The sequence below is a fragment of the Candidatus Phytoplasma zeae genome, from assembly GCF_001712875.1.
GTDB lineage: Bacteria > Bacillota_I > Bacilli_A > Acholeplasmatales > Acholeplasmataceae > Phytoplasma > Phytoplasma asteris.
On record NZ_CP015149.1, the window covers coordinates 523,586 to 543,800 of the forward strand.

Below are 20,215 nucleotides of genomic sequence, written 5' to 3' on the forward strand. Positions count from 1 at the left end.
TGTTTTTGCTTATTTATTATTTAAGAATAAAAAAGTTTATTTTGTTTTATTTAAGGTAACTTTTTTACTTATTTGTGGTTTTTTAATTTGATTTTTTTTAATTTTTTTAATTATAAACCAGTAAAGAAATGTAATAACTAAAGCAGTAAAAGCAACAGCAGCGGTAATAACTTGAAATATGTAGCCTTTAACTGCATCTGTAGCTTTTTGAGGAACATCTTTTTTAGCTTGTTCTACTTTATTTTGAAGTTTTTCCTCAGCTTTATTGCCTATATATTGAGCTAATCTGTTTGTTAAATTAGAAGCTATTGTTTCAACATCATTACTTTTTTCTCCTAAACACCAACCAAGCAATTTAGTTGCAAATTTATGATTATTTAGAAAATTTTTAATAGCAGGTATTTCTTCTTGTGAATTTAAATCAGAAGGTGTAGGAGTGACATCAGCATTAGCAGAAGGCCAAAAATTATTAATTTTATCTTTAATAGATGCCCAAAGAATTTTATATTCTTGTACATCATTTATATTTTGTAATTTATTCCAATCTTCTTTTACTTGTTGAACTTTTTGTAAATTATCCAACGCAGTTTTATAAGCTTCTTTTAAGGGTTGAGGAGTTTGATTATCCACAAAAGGAAAAAAACTTATAAAAGATTGCCACCAAGTTGGAGAAGGTTTTAATAAATTGGAAGCTTCTTGAAACTTATTTTCTTTTAAATTGTTTTCTACTTCTTTATATTGTTTTTCCGCTTTTTTATATGCTTCATCAGATTCTAACATATTTTTTAATGTTTCGTCTTGTTGGGTTAATTCTTTAATTTGTTCTTTTGTTTCTTCAATGGCAGTTATTTCTTCTTGTATTTGGTTTAATAATTGTGTGTTAATATTTTCAGGGGCTTTGGTTCCTGGCAATGTATTATAAATAGCTGTTCCAACTTCTTTGACTTTATTCCACAACAAAGAACCACACCCTTCTTTTTGTTCTTCTTGCTTTTCTTCTTTTGATTTATTTAATTGATTATCTTTTGCATCATTTTGATCTTTATTATTCCCCTTATTTGCACTTTCTTCTTTCTGTGCATAAACAACATTATTATTAAAATAAGAATTTTTCTTCTTAAAAAAACTAAAACTACAAACATTAAAAACTATAAAAATAAAAAAATTAACTAAATTTAATATTAATGCTAAACATAATATTTTTTTACCTATAAATTTCATCGTTTTACTCCTTAGTTTTATAGGACATTTAAGTATTACATTAAATGTTATGATAAGATATTTTATTGTTATTATAATTTATTTTAGTTTTTTCTAAGTTAAACAAATAAATTAATTTTTTTGATAATTATGGTTTTGCGGTGCAAAGTTAAAAATAATGCATGATGTTTTTGGTGATAATAAAGTGTTGATATAAAATAGGAAAGTGTTGTTTATAATTTCTATATACTTATAAATGGTACCATATTTATTATAACTTAATTTTATAAAACAAAAGCAAATTTGTGATGTTGGTAAGCTAAAAAAATACCTTAGCAAAGGGTTAATTTTTTTTATTTAAGTGTTTTAAAATTCTTTCAATATGATAAAACCCACTTTATTGAAGTTGTTTGTTGAGTGTAGTTTTTTATATCCAAAGAGCAATTTTTTCTTCTAAAATATAGTTTCCTGAATCATTTAGTATTACTTGATTTTGCTTTATTTGAATATAGCCTTTTTTTAAAGCATTATTAAGACATTTATTATAACGAGATAAAGACCATTTTAGATCTTTATAAATCTCTTGAAAATGATTTTTTTGTAATTGATCTTGATGATTTTTGAGATGCATTAGTAAAGAAATAATCATAAATTCTTTTTTTTGCAAATTATTTTTAATCATTTTGGCAACAATTCCAGTTTTAGGAGCTAAGAAGAAAAAGAGCAAAAAGTTCACTAAATTCATAAAAGCAATTAATCCTGATACTGGTAAATTAAGTCCAATTGCCAAATAATAACCAAGACTAGAATTCACAAATGCAAGCCATAAAGAAAGCAAAAAGCTATTATATAGATTCTTAGTAACTAAAAGAGATGTAGCAGCAGGTCCAATCATACAAGAAATTACCATAATAGAACCAACTACATCAAAAGAAATAACAGCTGTCATAGAAACTAAAAACATCAATAAATAATTAATTAAAGTAGTGGAAAAGCCGAGGATTACAGCAAGAGTAGGGTCGAAAATATAGATTTTTAATTCTTTATAAAAGAAAAGCACAAACAACAAATTAAGACATAAAAGAGGAATGATTTTTTTGAGTTGTTTAATGTGGGTAAGTTCAATATTGCCTAAAAAAACAGCATCAGTATCTAAATGTTCGTGTCTTGTATAAAGACTTATCAAAATAATTGCTACCGAAAAGAAAAAAGTAAACACAATCCCAATAGAAGCATCTTTGGTAACTTTAGAATGTTTGCCTAAAAGTTCTACCATATAAGCTGTAAGCACACCTACTAAAGCAGCTCCCATAATTAAAAGAGGGGAATTAAGATTTTTAACTACTAAAAAAGCTACAACTATTCCTAATAAAACACTATGACTCATAGCATCAACTACCATAGAAGACTTTTTCAATACTAAAAAAACTCCTAAACTAGCCAAAGTCAAAGAACAAAATAAAATAACTAAAAAAACATCTAGTTCAAAGCAACCAACAACATTATTTATAAAACTTATCATTAAACAATACCATCAATTAAATTTTCAACTAATTTAATTCCTTTAGGTGTTAATTGGGCTTTTTGATTTTGTAACATTAAATATTTTTCCTTCCATAAAAAACTTTCTATTTGAATTATTGGCAAACTCAAAGTATGAGTTTCTTCTTTTTTGTAATAAAGATGAATAAGTTGACGAAATTTTTTAATCTTTTTTTGATATTTAATTTTTTGCACATATCTACTAATAACTCCATATTTAGGAGAAAATAGCAAGGACAAAGCAATAAATAAAGTAGTAATAACAATAATCATTGGTCCTGTTGGCATATCTTGTACACTATTGCTTATAAAAACTCCAATTAAACTAGAAAAGAAAGTAACAATGGAAGCAACAATAACATTAGTAACAAATCTATCACTAAATTGAAAAGCAATTACTCCTGGCATAATTAAAAAGGCACTTGTCAAAATAATACCAATAATTTTTAAACTAATAACTACTACTCCAATTAATAAGAAATTAAGAATAAAAGTCATAATTTTAGTGTTAAAACCTACACTTTGGGCAAACTTATCATCAAAAATATAAATTTTGAATTCTTTCCACAAGCCAACTACCACAACTAAAGTAATTAAAGCCATAATGCCAGTATAAATCATATCTAGTTCAGTTACTAAAGCAATTTGCCCTAAGATAAATTTTTCCAAAGTAGCTATTTTGTTATCCTCACCAGTATTTTGAGCAATGGCAATCAAAACGTTGCCAAGACCAAAAAAAGAAGCAAGCACTAACGATAAGACTGTATCTGATTTAATTTTGGAATATTTTTTAATAAGTTCCATCAAAAGCAAAGTAACAAACGAGGCAAGAATAGCACCCAGCCACAAAAACCAAATATCTGTACTACGAGCAAAAAGATAAACTAAGGCAATTCCTGGCAAAGCGGTATGAGAAAGAGCATCTCCAATTAAGGCTTGTTTTTTTAGGATAATAAAAACACCTAAAATACCTGATGTAAATCCTAAAAAACTAGCTGCTAAAAGCACTTTAACAACAGTATAATTAAATTCTAAAGCAAACATATTTCATCCTTTCTTATTTATTGGTTATTTTATTCTTTTTATTATATTATTATTTATTTTAATCATTTATATTTAATTTGATTATTTATTTTGGTTCTTTTTATTTAGTTGTTTTGGGGGGTTGCAAATTATGGATGTCTTTTTTTAATTGTTTATTTTGAAAAGTTTTAGTTAAATTAGTTTGGTTAAAAACTTCATACTTAGTGCCACTTGCAATTTTTTTTACGTTTACCAAAACTACATGATCAAAATATTGAGTCACTGTTTCTAAATCATGGTGCACTACAATAATGGTTTTATTTTCTTTTTGCAAATCTTTTAAAACTTGGATAATTTTTTTTTCTGTTTGGATATCAACTCCTTGAAAAGGCTCGTCCATAAAATAAATATCTCCTTGTTGAGCTAAGGCACGAGCTAAAAAAATTCTTTGTTGTTGTCCGCCTGAAAGTTCAGATATTTGACGGTCCTTAAGGTCTTGCATTCCTGTTTTTTCCAAAGATTGCATTACTATTTCTTTATCTTTAGCAGTTGGTTTTTTAAACCATCCTAAATGTCCGTAGCGGCCCATCAAAACAACATCAAACACAGTAGTTGGGAAAAACCAATCAACTGAATTTCTTTGTGGCACGTAGGAAATTTTTTTTCTTACTTGTCCATATTTTTGATTATAAAATAAAACTTCTCCAGAAACTTTGGGAATCAATTCTAAAATAGTTTTAATTAAAGTAGATTTTCCAGCACCATTAGGACCCAAAATAGCTGTCAAAGAGCTTTGATAAATATCTAAATCAATATCCCACAAAACTGGTTTTAGATGATAAGCTACAGTTAGATCTCTAATTTTAATGGCTATTTCTTTTTTCATTATAATCTCCTTATTTCTTTGTTATTTTTGTTATTGTTTTAATTCTTTTTCTATTGTATGAATGTTGTGTAATAAAGCTCCAATATAGGTGGAATGTTTGTATTTTGTTGGTTTGGAATTCCTGTCTTTATCTTTGTCGGCTTCAAATTCTATTGGATCTTCACTTTCTGAACCCAAAGCATCAGCGTATAATTCTTCATCACTTTTTTTAATATTATGACCTTTACTTTTTACAGATTCTTTAAGAGAATCAAGCGTTCCTTCTGGAAAAGCACTTTCTACAAAAATAGCTTTTACTTGGTTTTCAACCAGTTTATTAGCTAATTCTTCAATATCACTGATACTGGCTTCTGTTTGGGTAGAAATTCCTTGAATTGGACTTAATTCAAAATCATATTTTCTAGCTAAATAAGAAAAAGCATCATGGGCAGTAACTAAAATAAATGTTTTGCCTTGAGAAGAAAATTGTCCTTTTAATTCGTTAAATTTCTTGCCTACATATGTATCTAATAATTTTAATTTTCGTGCATATGTGTCGCAATTGTTTTTTAAATTATCAATATCCTTTTGGCTAAAACGTAGGTCTTTTTTCAATACTGTTTTTAATTTGTATTTTAATTGTTTTAAAACTTTAATCCAAAGATCTATATCAAACCAAATATGAGGATCTGGTCCATGAGTATCTTCATCTCGCTTAATATTTTCTTCTTTAATGTGTTCCTCCTCTTTACCTTCTTGATTTATAACTTTGGTATGCGTTTCATCTAACTGCACTACGGTAAAGGAATTATTCGTTAAAAGCGGGAAGGCTTCTGCCATTTTAGCTTCCAAATGCAGTCCATTAATCACAACTAAATCAGCTTCTTTAATTTTTTTGCGATCTGATAATTTGGTTTTGTAATTGTGCGAATCAATTCCTACTCCCATTAAAGAATCAACTTGAATACCTTCAATTTTTTGATATTCGTTTTGTTCTTCTTCTGCCACATCACCAACTAAATGTTTGACTAAATCTTTTAACATGGTAGTAGTCGTTACTATTTGTAAATCTTTTGAAGCAGTTTTGTCATTATTGGCTTTTGTCAAAGATAAAAAAGGAATAGACAAAATCAGCGTTGTTATTGTTGCCAAAAGAAAAATGATTATTTTTTGTTTGTGTTTAATAAAAAAATCCATAATTATGGTCTCCTTTTGCCTTTCTGAATTGATTTAAAATGATCTAAAAGGAACTATTTTGTGAGGTAAAAACGATGTTATAAAAATATCTAATGATATGCAATTATAAATTAGTGGTTTTGGGACTTCTTTGTAAAATCCATCATTAAAAATTTCAATTTTGATACAGTTATGACTATACATTTATAATAAAGTAGCAAAAATATTTAATTATAATGAGGGCTAATTTGTTATTTGGGGGGGTTGATTTGTGTTAATTTTAGTAATAAAATGTTTTTATTTTATATTTTAAAATAAGTTTATTACTTATAATTTCATTTTTTAAAATGTGTTTCATATTTACATTATGAAAAAACTAAAACTTTAAAGATATTTATTATATCTTAATATAAATTAATTCAAAATATTATGCAAGTGTTTTTGAAATGGTTTTGTAATACCTCGTATAAATGACCCTGAATAAATATAAAAAAAGGGGGTACAAAAACTAAATTAATGTGTTAAGGGAAATGTTGCAAATATAATAATTTAGTGCCAAAGTTATTAAAAAAAGATACAAATATGGCTTTAGGGTGCAAAATTGATAAAACTTACAATAATTAACAAAATCTAAATTACAATTAATGTTAATTTGTTGTTGGTGGTGTTTGTTGCAAAAAATGATAAAATTATGGCTAAGAATTAAATAAAAGAGGTTATTAACACAATAATAAACTTAGAAAATATGCTTATTATTTTCCAAAAAATTGCAAACATATTATAAAAATAATTTAATTAATGATTAAATATATTGGGGATTATATAAATTATTATAAAAATAAGATTTTATTTTGTGAAAATCAATTGCAAAAAAATAATTTTTGGGTTTGAGTTTGAAAGCAATTGCAAAATAGAAATATATCCATTATGTAAATTTTATATAATTAAAAATAAAGAATAAATATAGTTAATTTATTATCTTATTTGTTTTGCTAATGTGTGATTTGTGAAAAATTAATAAAATTAATAAAATTAGAAATAAATAATTTATAAAGTTAGTAGTTGCTTTTGAATATTTTAAATCTAAGATAAGTAAGAGTTTAAAGTTAAGACTCAAAATATTTAAATAATTATATCTATATTATAATATAAAATTGTTAAAATTAAACATAAAAAAAACAAAAAATAACTTTTGGCACAATATTTTAATTCAAATTTTTTATTTGGGGGGGCGTAAAATAAAATTAAAGGATGCAAAGTTGTTGAAAAAGGCACAATAATAAAATGTGATAAATACAAATGTTGCACAAAAAATATAATTATACTGTAATATTTTAATGGGGTTATTTTTGAAACCCTTTAATATTTATAGAAAAGTAAAATATTTTTAATAATGAAAATCCAAAGCAAAGCAATTATGTGTTTGTTTCCCAAATACTTTACTTTAATTTTATTCATGATTTTATTGGGCATACATTTTTGCAATCAAATTAGTATTTATGCTGAAAAACAACAACAACTAGAAAACATCCAAGAAAAGGAAAATGGAGTAGGGGTTGAAAAAAATGCAAATAACACACAACAAAAACCCCAAATAATAAATAATCTGCCTTTAAAAAATTTAAAGAATCCCAAAAATTTCGAACAATTATTTCCCCTAGAAAAAAGAACAATCAATGATTTTAGTTATTATAAACAAAATAATCAATTAACCAAAGAAGATATTATAATTGCTTTAAATGACATACTTAAAGAAATAAATAAAGAATCAAACATCCAAATACAAAGCGATGATTTTGAAATAGCAAGCGAACAATTAGAAGAAAAATATGAATTGGAAGAAATGCAATGGCAAGGCAGTTTTCAAATTGAAGATATATTGGGCAATAAAATAGAATTTAATTTTAATAAAAAAACGATAAACTTGGAGGAAATTATTATAAATGCCCATTTAGGAACAATACAAATAACACCTAATATTACTGATGAACAAAGAAAGCAATTAATATGTGAAGCTATTTGGCAAAAAAATCCTCAACTTCAAAATAAATTTTTACCTAAAGATTTTCAATTTAGCAAAAACAAAGATGGCAGTAATAATTTTTGTAAAATAGAATACGATTTAGCAAAAGAAGACCAATATCACGAATATGAAAGCGAAATGGAACTAGAAATTAACTATCAACAAGAAACAAATGCAGCTTCAACAACTAAAACTACTACAACAAATTCAATAATTTTTTATACAATTATAATAATTATAACTGGTCTAATAGTTGCTTTTTTACTCATTTTAATTTATAAAATCAAACATCAAAAATAAATAAATTACTATCTTTACTTATTTAATATCTTTTAAGAAATATCACAATATAAAGGCATAAAGACAATGAAAGCCAAACTTTACAGTTTGGCTTTTTTGTTTATAAAGGGGGAACAAATAATTTTTAAATTACTTAAAAGCAAATAAAATACAATAATTATAAATGAATAATATAAATAACATTAATTATAATTCTTGCCAAAATATAGATATACCAAATAATAAATATAATAGCAAGCAAATAATCTTTATTGATTTTTAAATAATTTAATAAAAAAGGTCAATGTGCATAAGCCATGTTCTGTTCTTGTTAAACAAGTGTGACTATTTATCTTCTACTAATAAGTAGTGCAAAACTGATTTCATTTAATCGCTTTGCATGCCCCTACCATTATTTTGGGTTGTTAGCTTGAGGGGTTTATCGCGTTTCACTTAATTATTTCTAATTAACTCGTCTCTGTGACACTTTCAGTTTTTATCTCATAGATTAAAATAATGTAATTATTACAATCCTTAGAGCTAAAAAACGCCGTTACTTTTTACAGTACTCTAAGTTATTAATTCCTTAGACACAAACACTACATGCAATCGCAGCATGTGCTAACATGGACTTTCCTAAGCTTAAAATACTTATTTTAAACCTCAGCCACTTCCATTGACCTCTTTTATTGTATCAAACATTAAAGTAAAATGCAATCTTTAAATTATGTTTGTAGATATTTTATTAATTTTATTTAACAATTCACAATATTTTACATCCTTTGTAAACAAGTAGGATAATATTTAGGAAAAACATACCAATTACTAGAATCTTTAAAATAATGATATATTGCCTCATCAGGAATATAACAGGCTTTGGGAAAATGATACATTGGAGTTTCTTCAAAATAATTATCAAAGGAAGCTTCTCTCATGGATTGCCTCATCAAAGATCATGAATCTACCCATCCATATTTGGAAATAATGAAATCCGTTACTTGTTTTCTTTCCCAATTTAATTTACTTTCACAAGTTTGAGAAACAGGCTCTTTAATAATTTCGTCTTTGTGATAATGTTTAAGTTTTTAAAAGATTATGCTTCTACTAGATTAACAGCCAAAGATTCTTTATATTTAACTAAATAAGCAGCATAAGAATAGTAAAGTAGCTTTTGGAGTTTCATATGATTAACATCAATTCTTTTAATAATATAATTAGCACAATCAGATATATAAATTCTAGTATTTCTAGTTACAAAATTCATGATTTAGTCCTTTTGTTTTAAGTATTTGTTTTTGCTTTTTATTTTATTATAACTCAATTTTGATGAATTAGGTTATATTTTTGACTGGGGAAATTAAAATTTGGGTTATTTAAGGGGGGGTTATGTTGTTTTGTTTGCTTCGTATATTGTTTTTGTTGATTTTGGGTAATAAAAAAGATCTTATATTAAGATCTTACATTTGTTTATTTAGTTTTGGGGGCAAAAAAGATTTATAATGAGAGGTTATGAAGTTTAAGAAAAATATTTTTAAATAATAAGGGGAGTGATTCATCATTTTTTTATGGAGCAAAAATATAATTTCTTTATGTTATAATTACCAAATTATAAAAAATCAAACAAACGATCACAAATTTTAACTTGATCTCCTGGTTTGGCTCCTTGTTTTTGTAATTGTTCTTCCATTCCTATTTTTTTCAATATTCTATTAAATCTTTTTACAGCTTCTTCGTTGTTAAAATCAGTACGATGAAAAAAAGTTTCTACTTGCTTACCAGACACAACAAAAACAGAATCACTTTCTTTAATAACAGAAATAGTATTTTGATTATCAGGAAGGGTGTATAATTTAAATTCGTTGTTTTTGTTTTGAGTAACTTCTAAGGGAGTATTTTGCAAAAGGGAGCTCATTTCATATTTTAAGGTCTCTAAATTATCAAAAGAAACTAAAGAAAGAGGGATAATTGGTTGGTCTTTGATTTGTTGTTTTAAAAGAGTAAGTTTTTGCAAAGCATCAGGTAAATCCATTTTATTGGTAACAATAATTTGTTTTTTAAGTAATAATTGGGGATTGTATTGATTTAATTCTTGATTTAAAGTTTGGAAATCTTGGTAAGGATTGGCACTTTCCATACTTAAAATATGAACTAAAACACGACATCTTTCAATATGTTTTAAAAATTGAATTCCCATACCACAACCTAAATGAGCATTGGCAATTAGTCCTGGTAGGTCAGCAACTACAAAACTAAAACCATCTACTTCAACAACTCCTAAATGAGGTTTAATTGTGGTAAAAGGATAGGAAGCAACTTTGGGTTGGGCTTTGGAAATAGCAGAAATAAGAGAGGATTTACCAACACTTGGAAAACCTAATAAACCAATATCAGCTAAAACTTTAAGTTCTGTTTTGATTTTAAAACTTTCACCTAAATCACCTTTTTCAGCATAACTTGGAGCTTGATTTTTAAAAGTAGCTAATGCTTTATTACCTTTGCCGCCTTTGCCGCCTTTAGCAATAACTAAGGTTTGTTGATCGTATAAAATCTCTCCTAAAAACTTGTTATCAGCAGTATAAAAAACTGTCCCCAAAGGAACTTTAACATAAAGATGAGGGGCGTTGGCTCCATTTTGACCTTTATTTTTGCCATTTATTCCATGTGGTGCTTTAAGATGTTTTTGATATTTTAATTTTAATAAGGTAGTTTCGTCTTTGTCGCCTACAAAAATAACAGACCCGCCGTTGCCACCATTGCCACCAGCAGGTCCTCCAAAAGCTACATATTTTTCTCTTCTAAAAGCAACGATGCCATGACCACCATTGCCAGCAAAAACTTCATTAAAGGCTTCGTCAACAAAATGCAAACTAAATACCTGCTTTCATTAAATGCATAAAAATTATTGCAGATAAACAGAAACTTTTTTACGACCATGCTTTTTTTCAAATTTAATAATACCACTTATTTTAGCAAATAAAGTGTCATCTCCACCTCTACCAACATTAAAACCAGGGTGAATTTTGGTTCCTCTTTGACGATAAATAATAGCGCCTGCTTTGGCAAATTGACCGTCAGAAAGTTTAGCACCTAATCTTTTGGAATGAGAATCTCTACCGTTTCGAGTAGAACCTGCTCCTTTTTTAGAAGCAAATAACTGGATTTGTAATTGCAATAACATGTTATAACCTCTTTCTTGTTTGAATTTGAGATATTTTTTTAAAATTATTGGGATATTGTTTGGCTAAATTGCAGATAGTGTATTCTAAATTATCTAGCAAAGTAAAAAGAACAGTATTTTGGGTGGTTTTCACTTCTAATTCAAACAACTTATCTTGTAGATTATATGTAATATCTGTTTGGAATTGAAGTTTTTCTAAAGCATTTAAAGTTACAATAATAGCAGTAGAAGCTGAAGCACACACAATATCAAAACCTTTAGGAGCATATAAAGCGTGCCCCCAAACTTGAATACTAGTAATTTTTTTTTTTTCTTTGTAAAAACAATAACGAATCATAGTTTTTAAACAGTGATTTTAGTAATCAAAAGTTTAGTATAGGATTGTCTGTGTCCTTGTTTACAACGATATTTTTTACGTTTTTTATACTTAAACACAATAATTTTTTTAGCGCGGTTGTGCTTGATTACTTGAGCTGTTACTTTAGCGTCTTTAACAAAAGGGGTGCCTAAAACAGGATTGGAGCCACCAACAGCTAAAACTTCTTGAAATTGATAAGTTGTTTCTGGCTCAACATTTAGTTTTTCAACATAAATTTCTTGTCCTTCAGAAACACGGAATTGTTTTCCCCCAGTTTTGATGATTGCAAACATTTTCTTTCCTCCTTGCAAAAATTGCAAATTATCTTGGATAATTTATTGGATCTGATAATAATTAATTGTTTAAAAACAATGGTTTTTATATTTTTTTAATTGGGTATTGTAGCCAAACCAAAAAAATACAATAATCATACATTATTATAACATATCTTATGAAAATATGAGTATTTTTTTTGTTATGAGTTTGGATTATTGTGCTTTTTGAGATATCTATTTTGCGGATGATTGCTACATTTATCACTGCAAGCTCCTAAATATTTGTGTTCGTTATGTTCGTGGCACAAAATTTGTTTGTTGCATTGAGGATTAGAGCAATTAATATAGCGTTCACAAGGAGTGCCATCAAAATAGTCTTTACCAACGATAACATGTTCTTTTTGATTAACAGGAACTGCTATTCTTTGATCAAAAACATACATTTGACCATCCCACAAATCACCTTGAGTTTCGGGGTGTTTGCCATAAGAAATAATGCCTCCTTCTAATTGATAGACATCATCGAAACCTTCTTTTTTTAAGAAAGTGCTAAATTTTTCACAACGCACACCACCAGTACAATAAGTTACGATTTTTTTATCTTTTAATAAATGGGTGTTTTGTTTGACCCAATTTGGCAAATCACGAAAATATCTAATATTGGGATTAACTGCATTTCTGAAGTGTCCTAAATCATATTCATAGTCATTACGAGCATCAAGAATTAAAGTATCTTTTTCTTGCAAGGCTTGCAAAAATTCTTGAGGAGCTAAATAAGCACCTTTGTCCTTAGTAAGATCAACGTTTTCTTGAAGACTCAAATTAACCAATTCGGGCTTAACTTTAATAGAAAGACGCGGGAAAGCGTGTGCCTCTACAGTTTCCATTTTAAAAACGGTGTTGCAAAAACGAGGATCTTGTTTTAGTTGATCCATGTATTTATGTATTTGTTCTTCTGGACCTGACAAAGTACCGTTTATACCTTCTTGGGCAACGATAATACGTCCTAAAAGTCCTAGAGATTCACAATATTTAAAATGTTGGTCTCTAAAAGTTTGAGGGTCTTTTATTGGAGCATATTGATAATATAAAATAACTAAGTATTGGGAGTTAGAAGTTTGTGTCATAAAATAATTATGCCTCTTTTCAATTGAGATTGCATGCAAAATCTGATTAATTTGGACTTTATTTTATTATTAAAATAAATTGTTAGGAATTTGAAACAATGAATGATTAATGTTTTTGGCTTCATTTATAATTTTTTATTTAAGATTTTTAGTGGCTTTTGTTTTACCAATAAAAAAACGCCGAATCACTTTATTTTTCATAAAAGATTCGACTCTATATTCTAAATTATTCTTGTTAAAAACATTCAAATTACTTGATAATATCGGTTCCTAAATAAGGCTGTAAAATTTCAGGAACTGTAATAGTACCATCTTGGTTTTGATAATTTTCCAAAATAGCAATGACAGTTCTTCCAACAGCCAAACCTGAACCGTTTAGAATATGAACATATTCATTTTTATTATTTGTAGGATTTTTAATTTTAATATTGGCGCGTCTTGCTTGGAAATCGCAAGAATTACTGATAGAACCAATTTCACGATAACAATTATAACTGGGTAAAAAAACTTCTAAATCATAAGTTTTTGCCATACTAAAACCCAAATCCCCAGTAGAAAGTAAAACAACACGATAAGGAAGTTTGAGCAGTTTTAGCACTTCTTCGGAATCTTTTAACATTTGGTCTAGACATTCATAAGAATTTTGGGGATGGCAAAACTGGATTAATTCTACTTTATTAAATTGATGTTGTCTAAAAATTCCTCTAGTATCTTTGCCAGCTGAGCCTGCTTCTTGGCGAAAAGCAGTAGTGTAGGCAACGTATTTAATGGGAAGTGTGTCTGGTTTAAAAATTTCTTCACGATGCAAATTAATAGTAGGAACTTCTGCTGTAGGATTTAGATACCAATTATTTTTGGAGTTGTAAAGCTTGTAGACTTCATCTTCAAACTTGGGTAATTGACCTGTTGAAAACATGGATTTTTCATTGATAATATAAGGAGGAATAATTTCTTGATAACCTTTTTTACTATGAAGATCCATCATAAATTGAATTAAGGCTCTTTCGAGGCGTGCTCCTAGCCCTTTGCAAACAACAAATCCACTACCAGAAATTTTAGAAGCTTTTTTAAAGTCGAGAATATCTAATTTTTCAGCTAAATAAACATGGTCTTTGGGCGTAAATGCAAAAGTTCTTATTTGTCCTTCGCAATACAATTCCTTATTGTCCTTATCGTTTGTGCCAATTGGTAAAGAATCGTGTGGTAAATTGGGGGTAATGCTTAAAATATCAAAAATTTCTTGTTCTTTTAGTTTTAACTTTTGTTCTAGTTTTTGTAAATCATCACGCAAAAAATTAGTGTCTTGCAAAATAAGAGTAATATCTTCTTTGGCGTTAGCTTTTTGGGCGACTTTTTTAGCTGATTGATTTTTTTGACTTCTTAAATCCTGTATTTCCAAAAGTAAAGATTTTCTTTGTTGTGCTAAAAGAGGCAATTTATTTAAATAAGCAAAATTTTGTTGCCTTTTTTCTAATTTTGCAATAACAGATGGCAGATTTTGGACTACAAAATTCAGATCTAACATAAAAAAATACCTCTTTAGTTTGGGAAAAATTAATTTAATGGTGGCAAAAATAATAAGTTTTAATTGGAAAAATATAAATGTAGTAAGAATATAAATTTTGTTAGTTAATGGGGTTTGAAAAATTTTTACTTATTTTTTTTATTATTCAAACCATTTATAAATTCAAACCACCAATGTAGAAATTCTTCACTAGAAGAAGGGTTTCCTGTAGGAGATTTAAATTCGGTACCTAAAATTTTATTAACTTCATTTACACCTTTTTTTACTGTGGTTTGTGCAAAATATTTAGGTTCATTTAATGACGATCTAAAATATAGACTTGCCCCTAAAACTGATCCTACAATAAATCCTGAAGTTACATAAATTACTTTATTTGCCCAAAAAAACATAAATTTATCAACCTTTTCCACTCAAATATATTTAAATAAAATAATTACAATTAAAATATTAATGTTATGTTTGTTTGTTGGTCCAATATTATGATAAGTTTTGATGTTTGTTTTAATTAATGTGGTTTTTGTGAGTTTTGTAAAGAAAAATTAAAGGGTATTTACTAATTTTTGTAAATCAGATTTGTTTCTAGCAGAAAAGTTAGCGTGATAAACTCTTTTAGAAACCCCTTTATCAAATTTTTTATAAGCTACACTTAATAAAACTAAGGCTTTTTGTTTATCAGCGTTTGCAACTGCAGTTTTTACTTGCTTTACCACTGTTTTTACAGATGATTTAAAAGAAACATTTTGCAAACGACGTTTTTCATTAGTTTTATTACGTTTTTTTTGTTGTTTAATATTAGCCATGATTATAATCTCCTTTTTTAGTTACTTAATTATCAATTTATTATTAATAACTCTACTGGGGATTATACCAAAATTTAGATAAAAAAACAATAAAATAGTGTAATTATAGTGTTTTTTATATCTTTTGCATTGCATAATAAATTATGTAATATTTGTAAAAATAAAATTATGGAAACTCGTTTATGGAGATTTTTTTATAACTCGAAACAATACCCAAAATTACTTTCAAATACTTATTCATTTAACTTTTGAAAATATTTTTTTCAAATGCATCAGGAGTAGTATAATTAAGTGATGAATGCATTCTTTCTAAATTATAATATGACATATATTTACAAATAGCTTCAATCATAACTTTTTTACTAATAGTTCTAGGGTTTGGAATGCCATAATAAATACATTCACATTTAAAAGAAGAAAAGAAAGAAGTTAAATAAGTAAAAGGGGGAAGATTTTCCTTTTTGAATCCCTTGTCTATCTTCAAAACTCTGAATTAAATTTTTGGTTTCTAAAATTTCTTCAACATCCAATTTATAATATGGAAATTTAATATAAGAATGAAAAATGCAATCATTTTCAAATACATTTAATTTATCAATAGTATCTATAATTAAAGGTGCGCCTTCATAATCAGAAACATGATAAGCCAAAATTTTGCGACTATATGTATCTAGGACAACTGAAACATATAAAACTTTATCCTGGTAATAAACTTCAGTAATGCCACCACATAATATTTGATGAGGTCTTGTAGCTTTCATATTTTTAGCAAGATTTAAAAATTGACGATTTAATATCATTTCTTCAGTATAATATTGCATATTTATCTATCTCCATTTATTTATTATAATCATTCCTAAACATTTAAAAAATTAAATAATTCTATCACCCTAAATTATAAACAATTACAACAATTTATCTACCCCAAAAGAAAGGAAAACCCAAACTGTAATTGCAGTTTGGGTTATTTTAATAAATAATGATATATTTATAAGGAATCAAAAATCTTCAAAAAAAGCCTTAGATTTAGGAAACTTATCAGTTTCAAAAATTTCTTTCGGAGTGCCTTTTTCAAGAATTTTACCTTGTTCCATAAAATAAATAGTATTAGATACTCTTTGAGCAAATTTCATTTCATGAGTTACAATAATAAGATTTATTTTTTTCTCTGATAATTTTTGTAAAGTTTGTAATACTTGCAAAGTAGATTCAGGATCTAGGGCAGAAGTTGGTTCATCTAAAAGAATAACTTCAGGTTTCATACATAAAACTCTAGCAATAGCAACACGTTGTTTTTGTCCCCCTGAAAGAGTTTCTACTCTTTGATTAGCAAGAGCTTCTAAATCTAGTTCTTTTAACCGTTCTAAAGCATTTTCTTGAGCTTCTTGTTTAGATAATTTTAATACTTTCATCGGAGCTAAACAACAATTTTCTAATACTGTTTTTCCTTCAAATAAATTAAAACTTTGAAACACCATTCCTACTTTAGTTCTTAGATCAGATAATTTTACTCCTTTATCTAAGATATTTTTATTATCAATTAAAATTTGACCAGAATTAGGTTCTTCTAATAGATTAAAACATCTTAATAAAGTAGATTTCCCTGAACCCGAAAAACCAATAATAGTTACTATTTCTTGTTTTTTAATTTTTAAATTAATATTTTTTAAAATCTCTTTATCGCCAAACTTTTTACAAAGATCTTTAACTTCAATTAAATATTGCATTCTAAACTCCTTTTTTTTGTTTTTCTAAATATTTAACAAATAAATTAGCAATCGTAATTAACACTAAATAGATACAAGCAGTAATAGCATAAGGAATAGCAATGCTTCCTGTTTGAACAATTTGAGTTTTGGCTTTCCATGCTACATCTAACAGACCAACCAAACCACCAAAACAAGCACTATCTTTAATATTTACAATAAATTGTTGTACTACAAAAGGAAGTGATCTTTTAAGCGTTTGGGGGAAAATAACACAAAAAAATGTTTGTCTTTGAGTCATTCCTAAAGCTAGAGAAGCTTCTACTTGTCCTTTATCTAAAAACTTAATATTTTGTAATAAAATATTTGTAATACTAACTGCTGAATTTAATAATAACACTATAATACCTGAATACATCGGATTTAATTCAGGATTATAAGCTCTCCAACCAAAATGAACTATAATCATTTGGGCTGCTACTGGAATTGATTTAAAAATATAAAGTATTGCATCAAGCAAGTAAAGAAAACTTTGTATTAACCCTACAATAAAGGGATTTTGTGTTTGATAATTAGGTTTAATACTTTTAATCCCTGTTAAAACAATAGCTAAGATAAAACCTACAATAACTCCATCTAATGCAAGTAATAAAGTAGTTTTTAAAGGCGTGGCATAATCAGGTAAAACAAGAGATACTTTTTGATACCAATTTAATCCTTGTTTTTGACTTAACTCTTTTAAAGATTGTTCTAACCATTTATTAGTTATTTCTTTAAATTTAGATATTTTGTCTTCTAAAGTTTTTATTCTATTTCGGTCTTGTTTGTCAGTTGGTTTTGATTGTTCTTCTTTTAATTCTTTGGTTAACTCAATTATACCTTTAACATCTAAACCATAACCCTCTAGAACAAGTTCTTCTTTTTTTAAAATTTCTTTAAAAGCATTATTAATTGGAGTAATTAATTTTGTATTACCTTTTTTAACTACAATTCCTAAACCTGTAGGAGAAACAGTAAAACGAGCATCATCAGATATAATTGATATATGTTTTAATTCATCATTTTGCGAAGCATAATATTTAGTAATATAACTATCAGTTATAAAAATATCAGAAGCTTTATCTTTGACGCTTTGAGCACACATAACAGCATCATCAATAGGATTGGATTTAGTAATGTGTAATAAATTTCCTAAATCTGATCTAATATTTTCAATAACTTTATCAGCCACAGAACCAGTAAGAGTTAAAAATTTAATTGGGTCTTTGGAATCTTTTAATATACCTTTTATATCTTCATATTTTACTTCTTTTGGCAAATCTTTAAAACGCGCATCATCTTTTCTTACTAAAAACCCTGTATTATCCAAAGTATAGGCAATAGGAAAATCAAAGTTTTCTTTTCTTTTATCAGTAATACTAATAGAAGAAATAGCTACATCAACTGAACCATTTTGAACAGCAGTAAACATCCCATCAAAATCAAAAAGACTAAATTTACAACCTTCATACTTTTCTTCTTGAGGTAATGATTTTACTATTTTATCAATTAAATCTATATCAAATCCTGAAATATATTCACCTTGAATAGTTCTATGAGCTTTACTTGTATCTTTATCAGATTTAATAGTCAAACTATTAGGAGCTGCATCAGCTACCACAGCTACTCTTAAATATTTCTTAGAATTATTAACTCTTTGAAATAACCCCACACTAAAATGAAGCCATACCCAAAAAATCATAAACATAAATAATAAAACATATTTAGTATATTTTAGATATTCAGTAATTTTGTATTTTTCTTTTTTCCTTTGAATCATAATATATAATTTTTACCTTCACTTTCAATTTTGGTGCTTGTAAAAACTATCTATTTGAAAAATTTAATTTAAAATACCAAAAAACAAACATCATTGTTATAATAGATACAACAATTTTAATATACTTATGAATATGAAATCTATATTTGGGAGGCATCTTTTTAATTTTCATTTTTTAACCTTTTATTTATATATTATAAATATATTATATATTATAAATATACATAAATTATAATGTGCATCATTTATAAATATTTTTCAATTCTAAAACAATATCAAACTTTTAATAATAAGATATTTTTTAAAATAATACTTTATTATTTATGATAACATAAAAATAATTAAAATTAACATTTAATTAATATCAGTATAACTATTTTAATATAAAAGATTCAAAGGTAAGAAATAAATATTGGGTTTATAATTAAAATGTAGTGAGTTATGCATTAATTATCTTTATATTTTATATTAAGAATTAATATTTGTTTTATCTTAATATTTGTTTCTTATAATTCTTAAATTAATTTATTAAGCACTAACTAAAGTTTTTAAAGCAGGATTTAATTTTTTTCTAAATATTTACTTAACATATTAATAAATTGAATTAAAACTAAGTAAACAAAGGAAAGTATTACAAATGGAGCAACTAAATCTCCTGTAACATTCATAGCATCATTTGTAACAAATGACATATCAATTAATGCAATTAATCCGAAGAAAGTACAAGCTTTAATATTAGTAACAAATTGTGCTACTACTAAAGGAACTGATTTTTTTAATGCTTGTGGGAAAGTAACATAATAGAAGGTTTGTTTTTTTATTCAATCCTAAAGATTGAGCCGCTTCTACTTGTCCTTTATCTATAAATTTAAGAGTTTGCATTAAAAAAACAGCAATATTAGCAGCTGAATTTAATACAATGACAACTAATGCTGCATGAGCTTGATGCATTCTATTTATCAAAATATTCATTATTTAATATTATACAACAATTATTTTAATTTTGCAAATATTAAAAAAATAAAGATGAAAGGAAATATTAATTTTAAGTATATATAATAAATAAATTACATAAACAAAAGATAAAACAAACATCCTTAAAGACTAGCCTAAAAACTAGTCTTTTTTTTATTACCTTAAATTAACTTTATCCCTATAAAATAACACTCAAACCCATCCAAACACCCTTAAAACCCCAAAAATGAGCATATTTTAACGTTTTTTTTGAGTTATAATATACTTTAATGGTAGTTACTTTAATATACAAACTAGCTATTATATAGAAAAAATGTAATAAGGAGCCTTTCAAAATGAAATAT

General features: G+C 26.6%; 22 protein-coding genes and 1 other RNA gene. 1 reads left to right on the top strand and 22 read right to left on the bottom strand.

Going from position 1 to position 20,215, the window contains the following annotated elements; translation table 11 throughout:
• Nucleotides 1–36 precede the first annotated feature (36 nt).
• The 5 genes from MBSPM3_RS02600 to MBSPM3_RS02620 form a co-directional block, all read right to left on the bottom strand.
• The gene (locus MBSPM3_RS02600) at nucleotides 37–1,221 is read right to left on the bottom strand and encodes a hypothetical protein (protein WP_232308831.1); all 1,185 of its coding nucleotides are present in this window, start codon (nucleotides 1,219–1,221) and stop codon (nucleotides 37–39) included.
• Nucleotides 1,222–1,627: 406 nt separating this feature from the next.
• A complete protein-coding gene (locus MBSPM3_RS02605; protein WP_069028388.1) occupies nucleotides 1,628–2,722 on the bottom strand; it encodes a metal ABC transporter permease in 1,095 nt (364 codons plus the stop codon).
• The gene (locus MBSPM3_RS02610; RefSeq protein WP_069028389.1) at nucleotides 2,722–3,786 is read right to left on the bottom strand and encodes a metal ABC transporter permease; all 1,065 of its coding nucleotides are present in this window, start codon (nucleotides 3,784–3,786) and stop codon (nucleotides 2,722–2,724) included. Before MBSPM3_RS02610 ends, MBSPM3_RS02605 begins: the two co-directional genes overlap by 1 nt.
• 100 nt (nucleotides 3,787–3,886) lie before the next feature.
• Complete coding sequence (locus MBSPM3_RS02615; protein WP_069028390.1) at nucleotides 3,887–4,651, bottom strand: metal ABC transporter ATP-binding protein; 765 nt, start codon at nucleotides 4,649–4,651, stop codon at nucleotides 3,887–3,889.
• A 30-nt stretch (nucleotides 4,652–4,681) separates the two neighbouring features.
• The gene (locus MBSPM3_RS02620) at nucleotides 4,682–5,827 is read right to left on the bottom strand and encodes a metal ABC transporter solute-binding protein, Zn/Mn family (RefSeq protein ID WP_069028391.1); all 1,146 of its coding nucleotides are present in this window, start codon (nucleotides 5,825–5,827) and stop codon (nucleotides 4,682–4,684) included.
• Nucleotides 5,828–7,262: 1,435 nt separating this feature from the next.
• Here MBSPM3_RS02620 and MBSPM3_RS02630 point away from each other — a divergent pair.
• Nucleotides 7,263–8,129, top strand: a complete 867-nt coding sequence (locus MBSPM3_RS02630; protein WP_232308832.1) for a hypothetical protein — start codon at nucleotides 7,263–7,265, stop codon at nucleotides 8,127–8,129.
• Between the two features lie 285 nt (nucleotides 8,130–8,414).
• Here the strand turns inward: MBSPM3_RS02630 and rnpB are convergent.
• The 17 genes from rnpB to MBSPM3_RS02700 all read right to left on the bottom strand — a co-directional run bounded on the left by rnpB (nucleotide 8,415) and on the right by MBSPM3_RS02700 (nucleotide 19,868).
• Nucleotides 8,415–8,786: RNase P RNA component class B (rnpB, locus tag MBSPM3_RS02635), an RNA gene on the bottom strand.
• Nucleotides 8,787–8,881: 95 nt separating this feature from the next.
• Nucleotides 8,882–9,043: a hypothetical protein gene (locus tag MBSPM3_RS03225; protein WP_232308833.1), complete on the bottom strand. Its 162-nt coding sequence runs from the start codon at nucleotides 9,041–9,043 to the stop codon at nucleotides 8,882–8,884.
• 158 nt (nucleotides 9,044–9,201) lie between these two features.
• On the bottom strand, nucleotides 9,202–9,372 hold the full coding sequence (locus MBSPM3_RS03230) for a Panacea domain-containing protein (protein WP_232308834.1): 171 nt from the start codon (nucleotides 9,370–9,372) through the stop codon (nucleotides 9,202–9,204).
• Between the two features lie 342 nt (nucleotides 9,373–9,714).
• The gene (gene obgE, locus MBSPM3_RS02645) at nucleotides 9,715–10,974 is read right to left on the bottom strand and encodes a GTPase ObgE (RefSeq protein ID WP_069028394.1); all 1,260 of its coding nucleotides are present in this window, start codon (nucleotides 10,972–10,974) and stop codon (nucleotides 9,715–9,717) included.
• A 33-nt stretch (nucleotides 10,975–11,007) separates the two neighbouring features.
• Nucleotides 11,008–11,286, bottom strand: a complete 279-nt coding sequence (rpmA, locus tag MBSPM3_RS02650; RefSeq protein WP_069028395.1) for a 50S ribosomal protein L27 — start codon at nucleotides 11,284–11,286, stop codon at nucleotides 11,008–11,010.
• Nucleotide 11,287: 1 nt separating this feature from the next.
• Complete coding sequence (locus MBSPM3_RS02655) at nucleotides 11,288–11,623, bottom strand: ribosomal-processing cysteine protease Prp (RefSeq protein ID WP_069028396.1); 336 nt, start codon at nucleotides 11,621–11,623, stop codon at nucleotides 11,288–11,290.
• Between the two features lie 5 nt (nucleotides 11,624–11,628).
• Complete coding sequence (rplU, locus tag MBSPM3_RS02660) at nucleotides 11,629–11,937, bottom strand: 50S ribosomal protein L21 (protein ID WP_069028397.1); 309 nt, start codon at nucleotides 11,935–11,937, stop codon at nucleotides 11,629–11,631.
• Between the two features lie 182 nt (nucleotides 11,938–12,119).
• A complete protein-coding gene (gene trhO, locus MBSPM3_RS02665) occupies nucleotides 12,120–13,046 on the bottom strand; it encodes an oxygen-dependent tRNA uridine(34) hydroxylase TrhO (protein ID WP_069028398.1) in 927 nt (308 codons plus the stop codon).
• 250 nt (nucleotides 13,047–13,296) lie between these two features.
• A complete protein-coding gene (serS, locus tag MBSPM3_RS02670) occupies nucleotides 13,297–14,571 on the bottom strand; it encodes a serine--tRNA ligase (RefSeq protein WP_069028399.1) in 1,275 nt (424 codons plus the stop codon).
• 125 nt (nucleotides 14,572–14,696) lie between these two features.
• Nucleotides 14,697–14,960, bottom strand: coding sequence for a hypothetical protein (locus MBSPM3_RS02675; protein WP_069028400.1), 264 nt, complete (start codon nucleotides 14,958–14,960; stop codon nucleotides 14,697–14,699).
• 150 nt (nucleotides 14,961–15,110) lie between these two features.
• Nucleotides 15,111–15,371: a 30S ribosomal protein S20 gene (gene rpsT, locus MBSPM3_RS02680; RefSeq protein WP_069028401.1), complete on the bottom strand. Its 261-nt coding sequence runs from the start codon at nucleotides 15,369–15,371 to the stop codon at nucleotides 15,111–15,113.
• 241 nt (nucleotides 15,372–15,612) lie between these two features.
• A complete protein-coding gene (locus MBSPM3_RS02930; RefSeq protein WP_083985321.1) occupies nucleotides 15,613–15,855 on the bottom strand; it encodes an IS3 family transposase in 243 nt (80 codons plus the stop codon).
• Nucleotides 15,779–16,192 (bottom strand): hypothetical protein, encoded by a 414-nt coding sequence (locus MBSPM3_RS02685; RefSeq protein WP_069028402.1) that lies wholly within the window; start codon nucleotides 16,190–16,192, stop codon nucleotides 15,779–15,781. Before MBSPM3_RS02685 ends, MBSPM3_RS02930 begins: the two co-directional genes overlap by 77 nt.
• A gap of 177 nt (nucleotides 16,193–16,369) precedes the next feature.
• Nucleotides 16,370–17,098, bottom strand: coding sequence for an amino acid ABC transporter ATP-binding protein (locus tag MBSPM3_RS02690; protein ID WP_069028403.1), 729 nt, complete (start codon nucleotides 17,096–17,098; stop codon nucleotides 16,370–16,372).
• 1 nt (nucleotide 17,099) lies between these two features.
• Nucleotides 17,100–18,896: an ABC transporter substrate-binding protein/permease gene (locus MBSPM3_RS02695; RefSeq protein WP_069028404.1), complete on the bottom strand. Its 1,797-nt coding sequence runs from the start codon at nucleotides 18,894–18,896 to the stop codon at nucleotides 17,100–17,102.
• Between the two features lie 560 nt (nucleotides 18,897–19,456).
• The gene (locus MBSPM3_RS02935; RefSeq protein ID WP_083985322.1) at nucleotides 19,457–19,717 is read right to left on the bottom strand and encodes an ABC transporter permease subunit; all 261 of its coding nucleotides are present in this window, start codon (nucleotides 19,715–19,717) and stop codon (nucleotides 19,457–19,459) included.
• The gene (locus MBSPM3_RS02700) at nucleotides 19,632–19,868 is read right to left on the bottom strand and encodes a hypothetical protein (RefSeq protein WP_157084492.1); all 237 of its coding nucleotides are present in this window, start codon (nucleotides 19,866–19,868) and stop codon (nucleotides 19,632–19,634) included. The genes MBSPM3_RS02935 and MBSPM3_RS02700 overlap by 86 nt, the downstream gene beginning before the upstream one ends.
• Nucleotides 19,869–20,215: the final 347 nt, after the last annotated feature.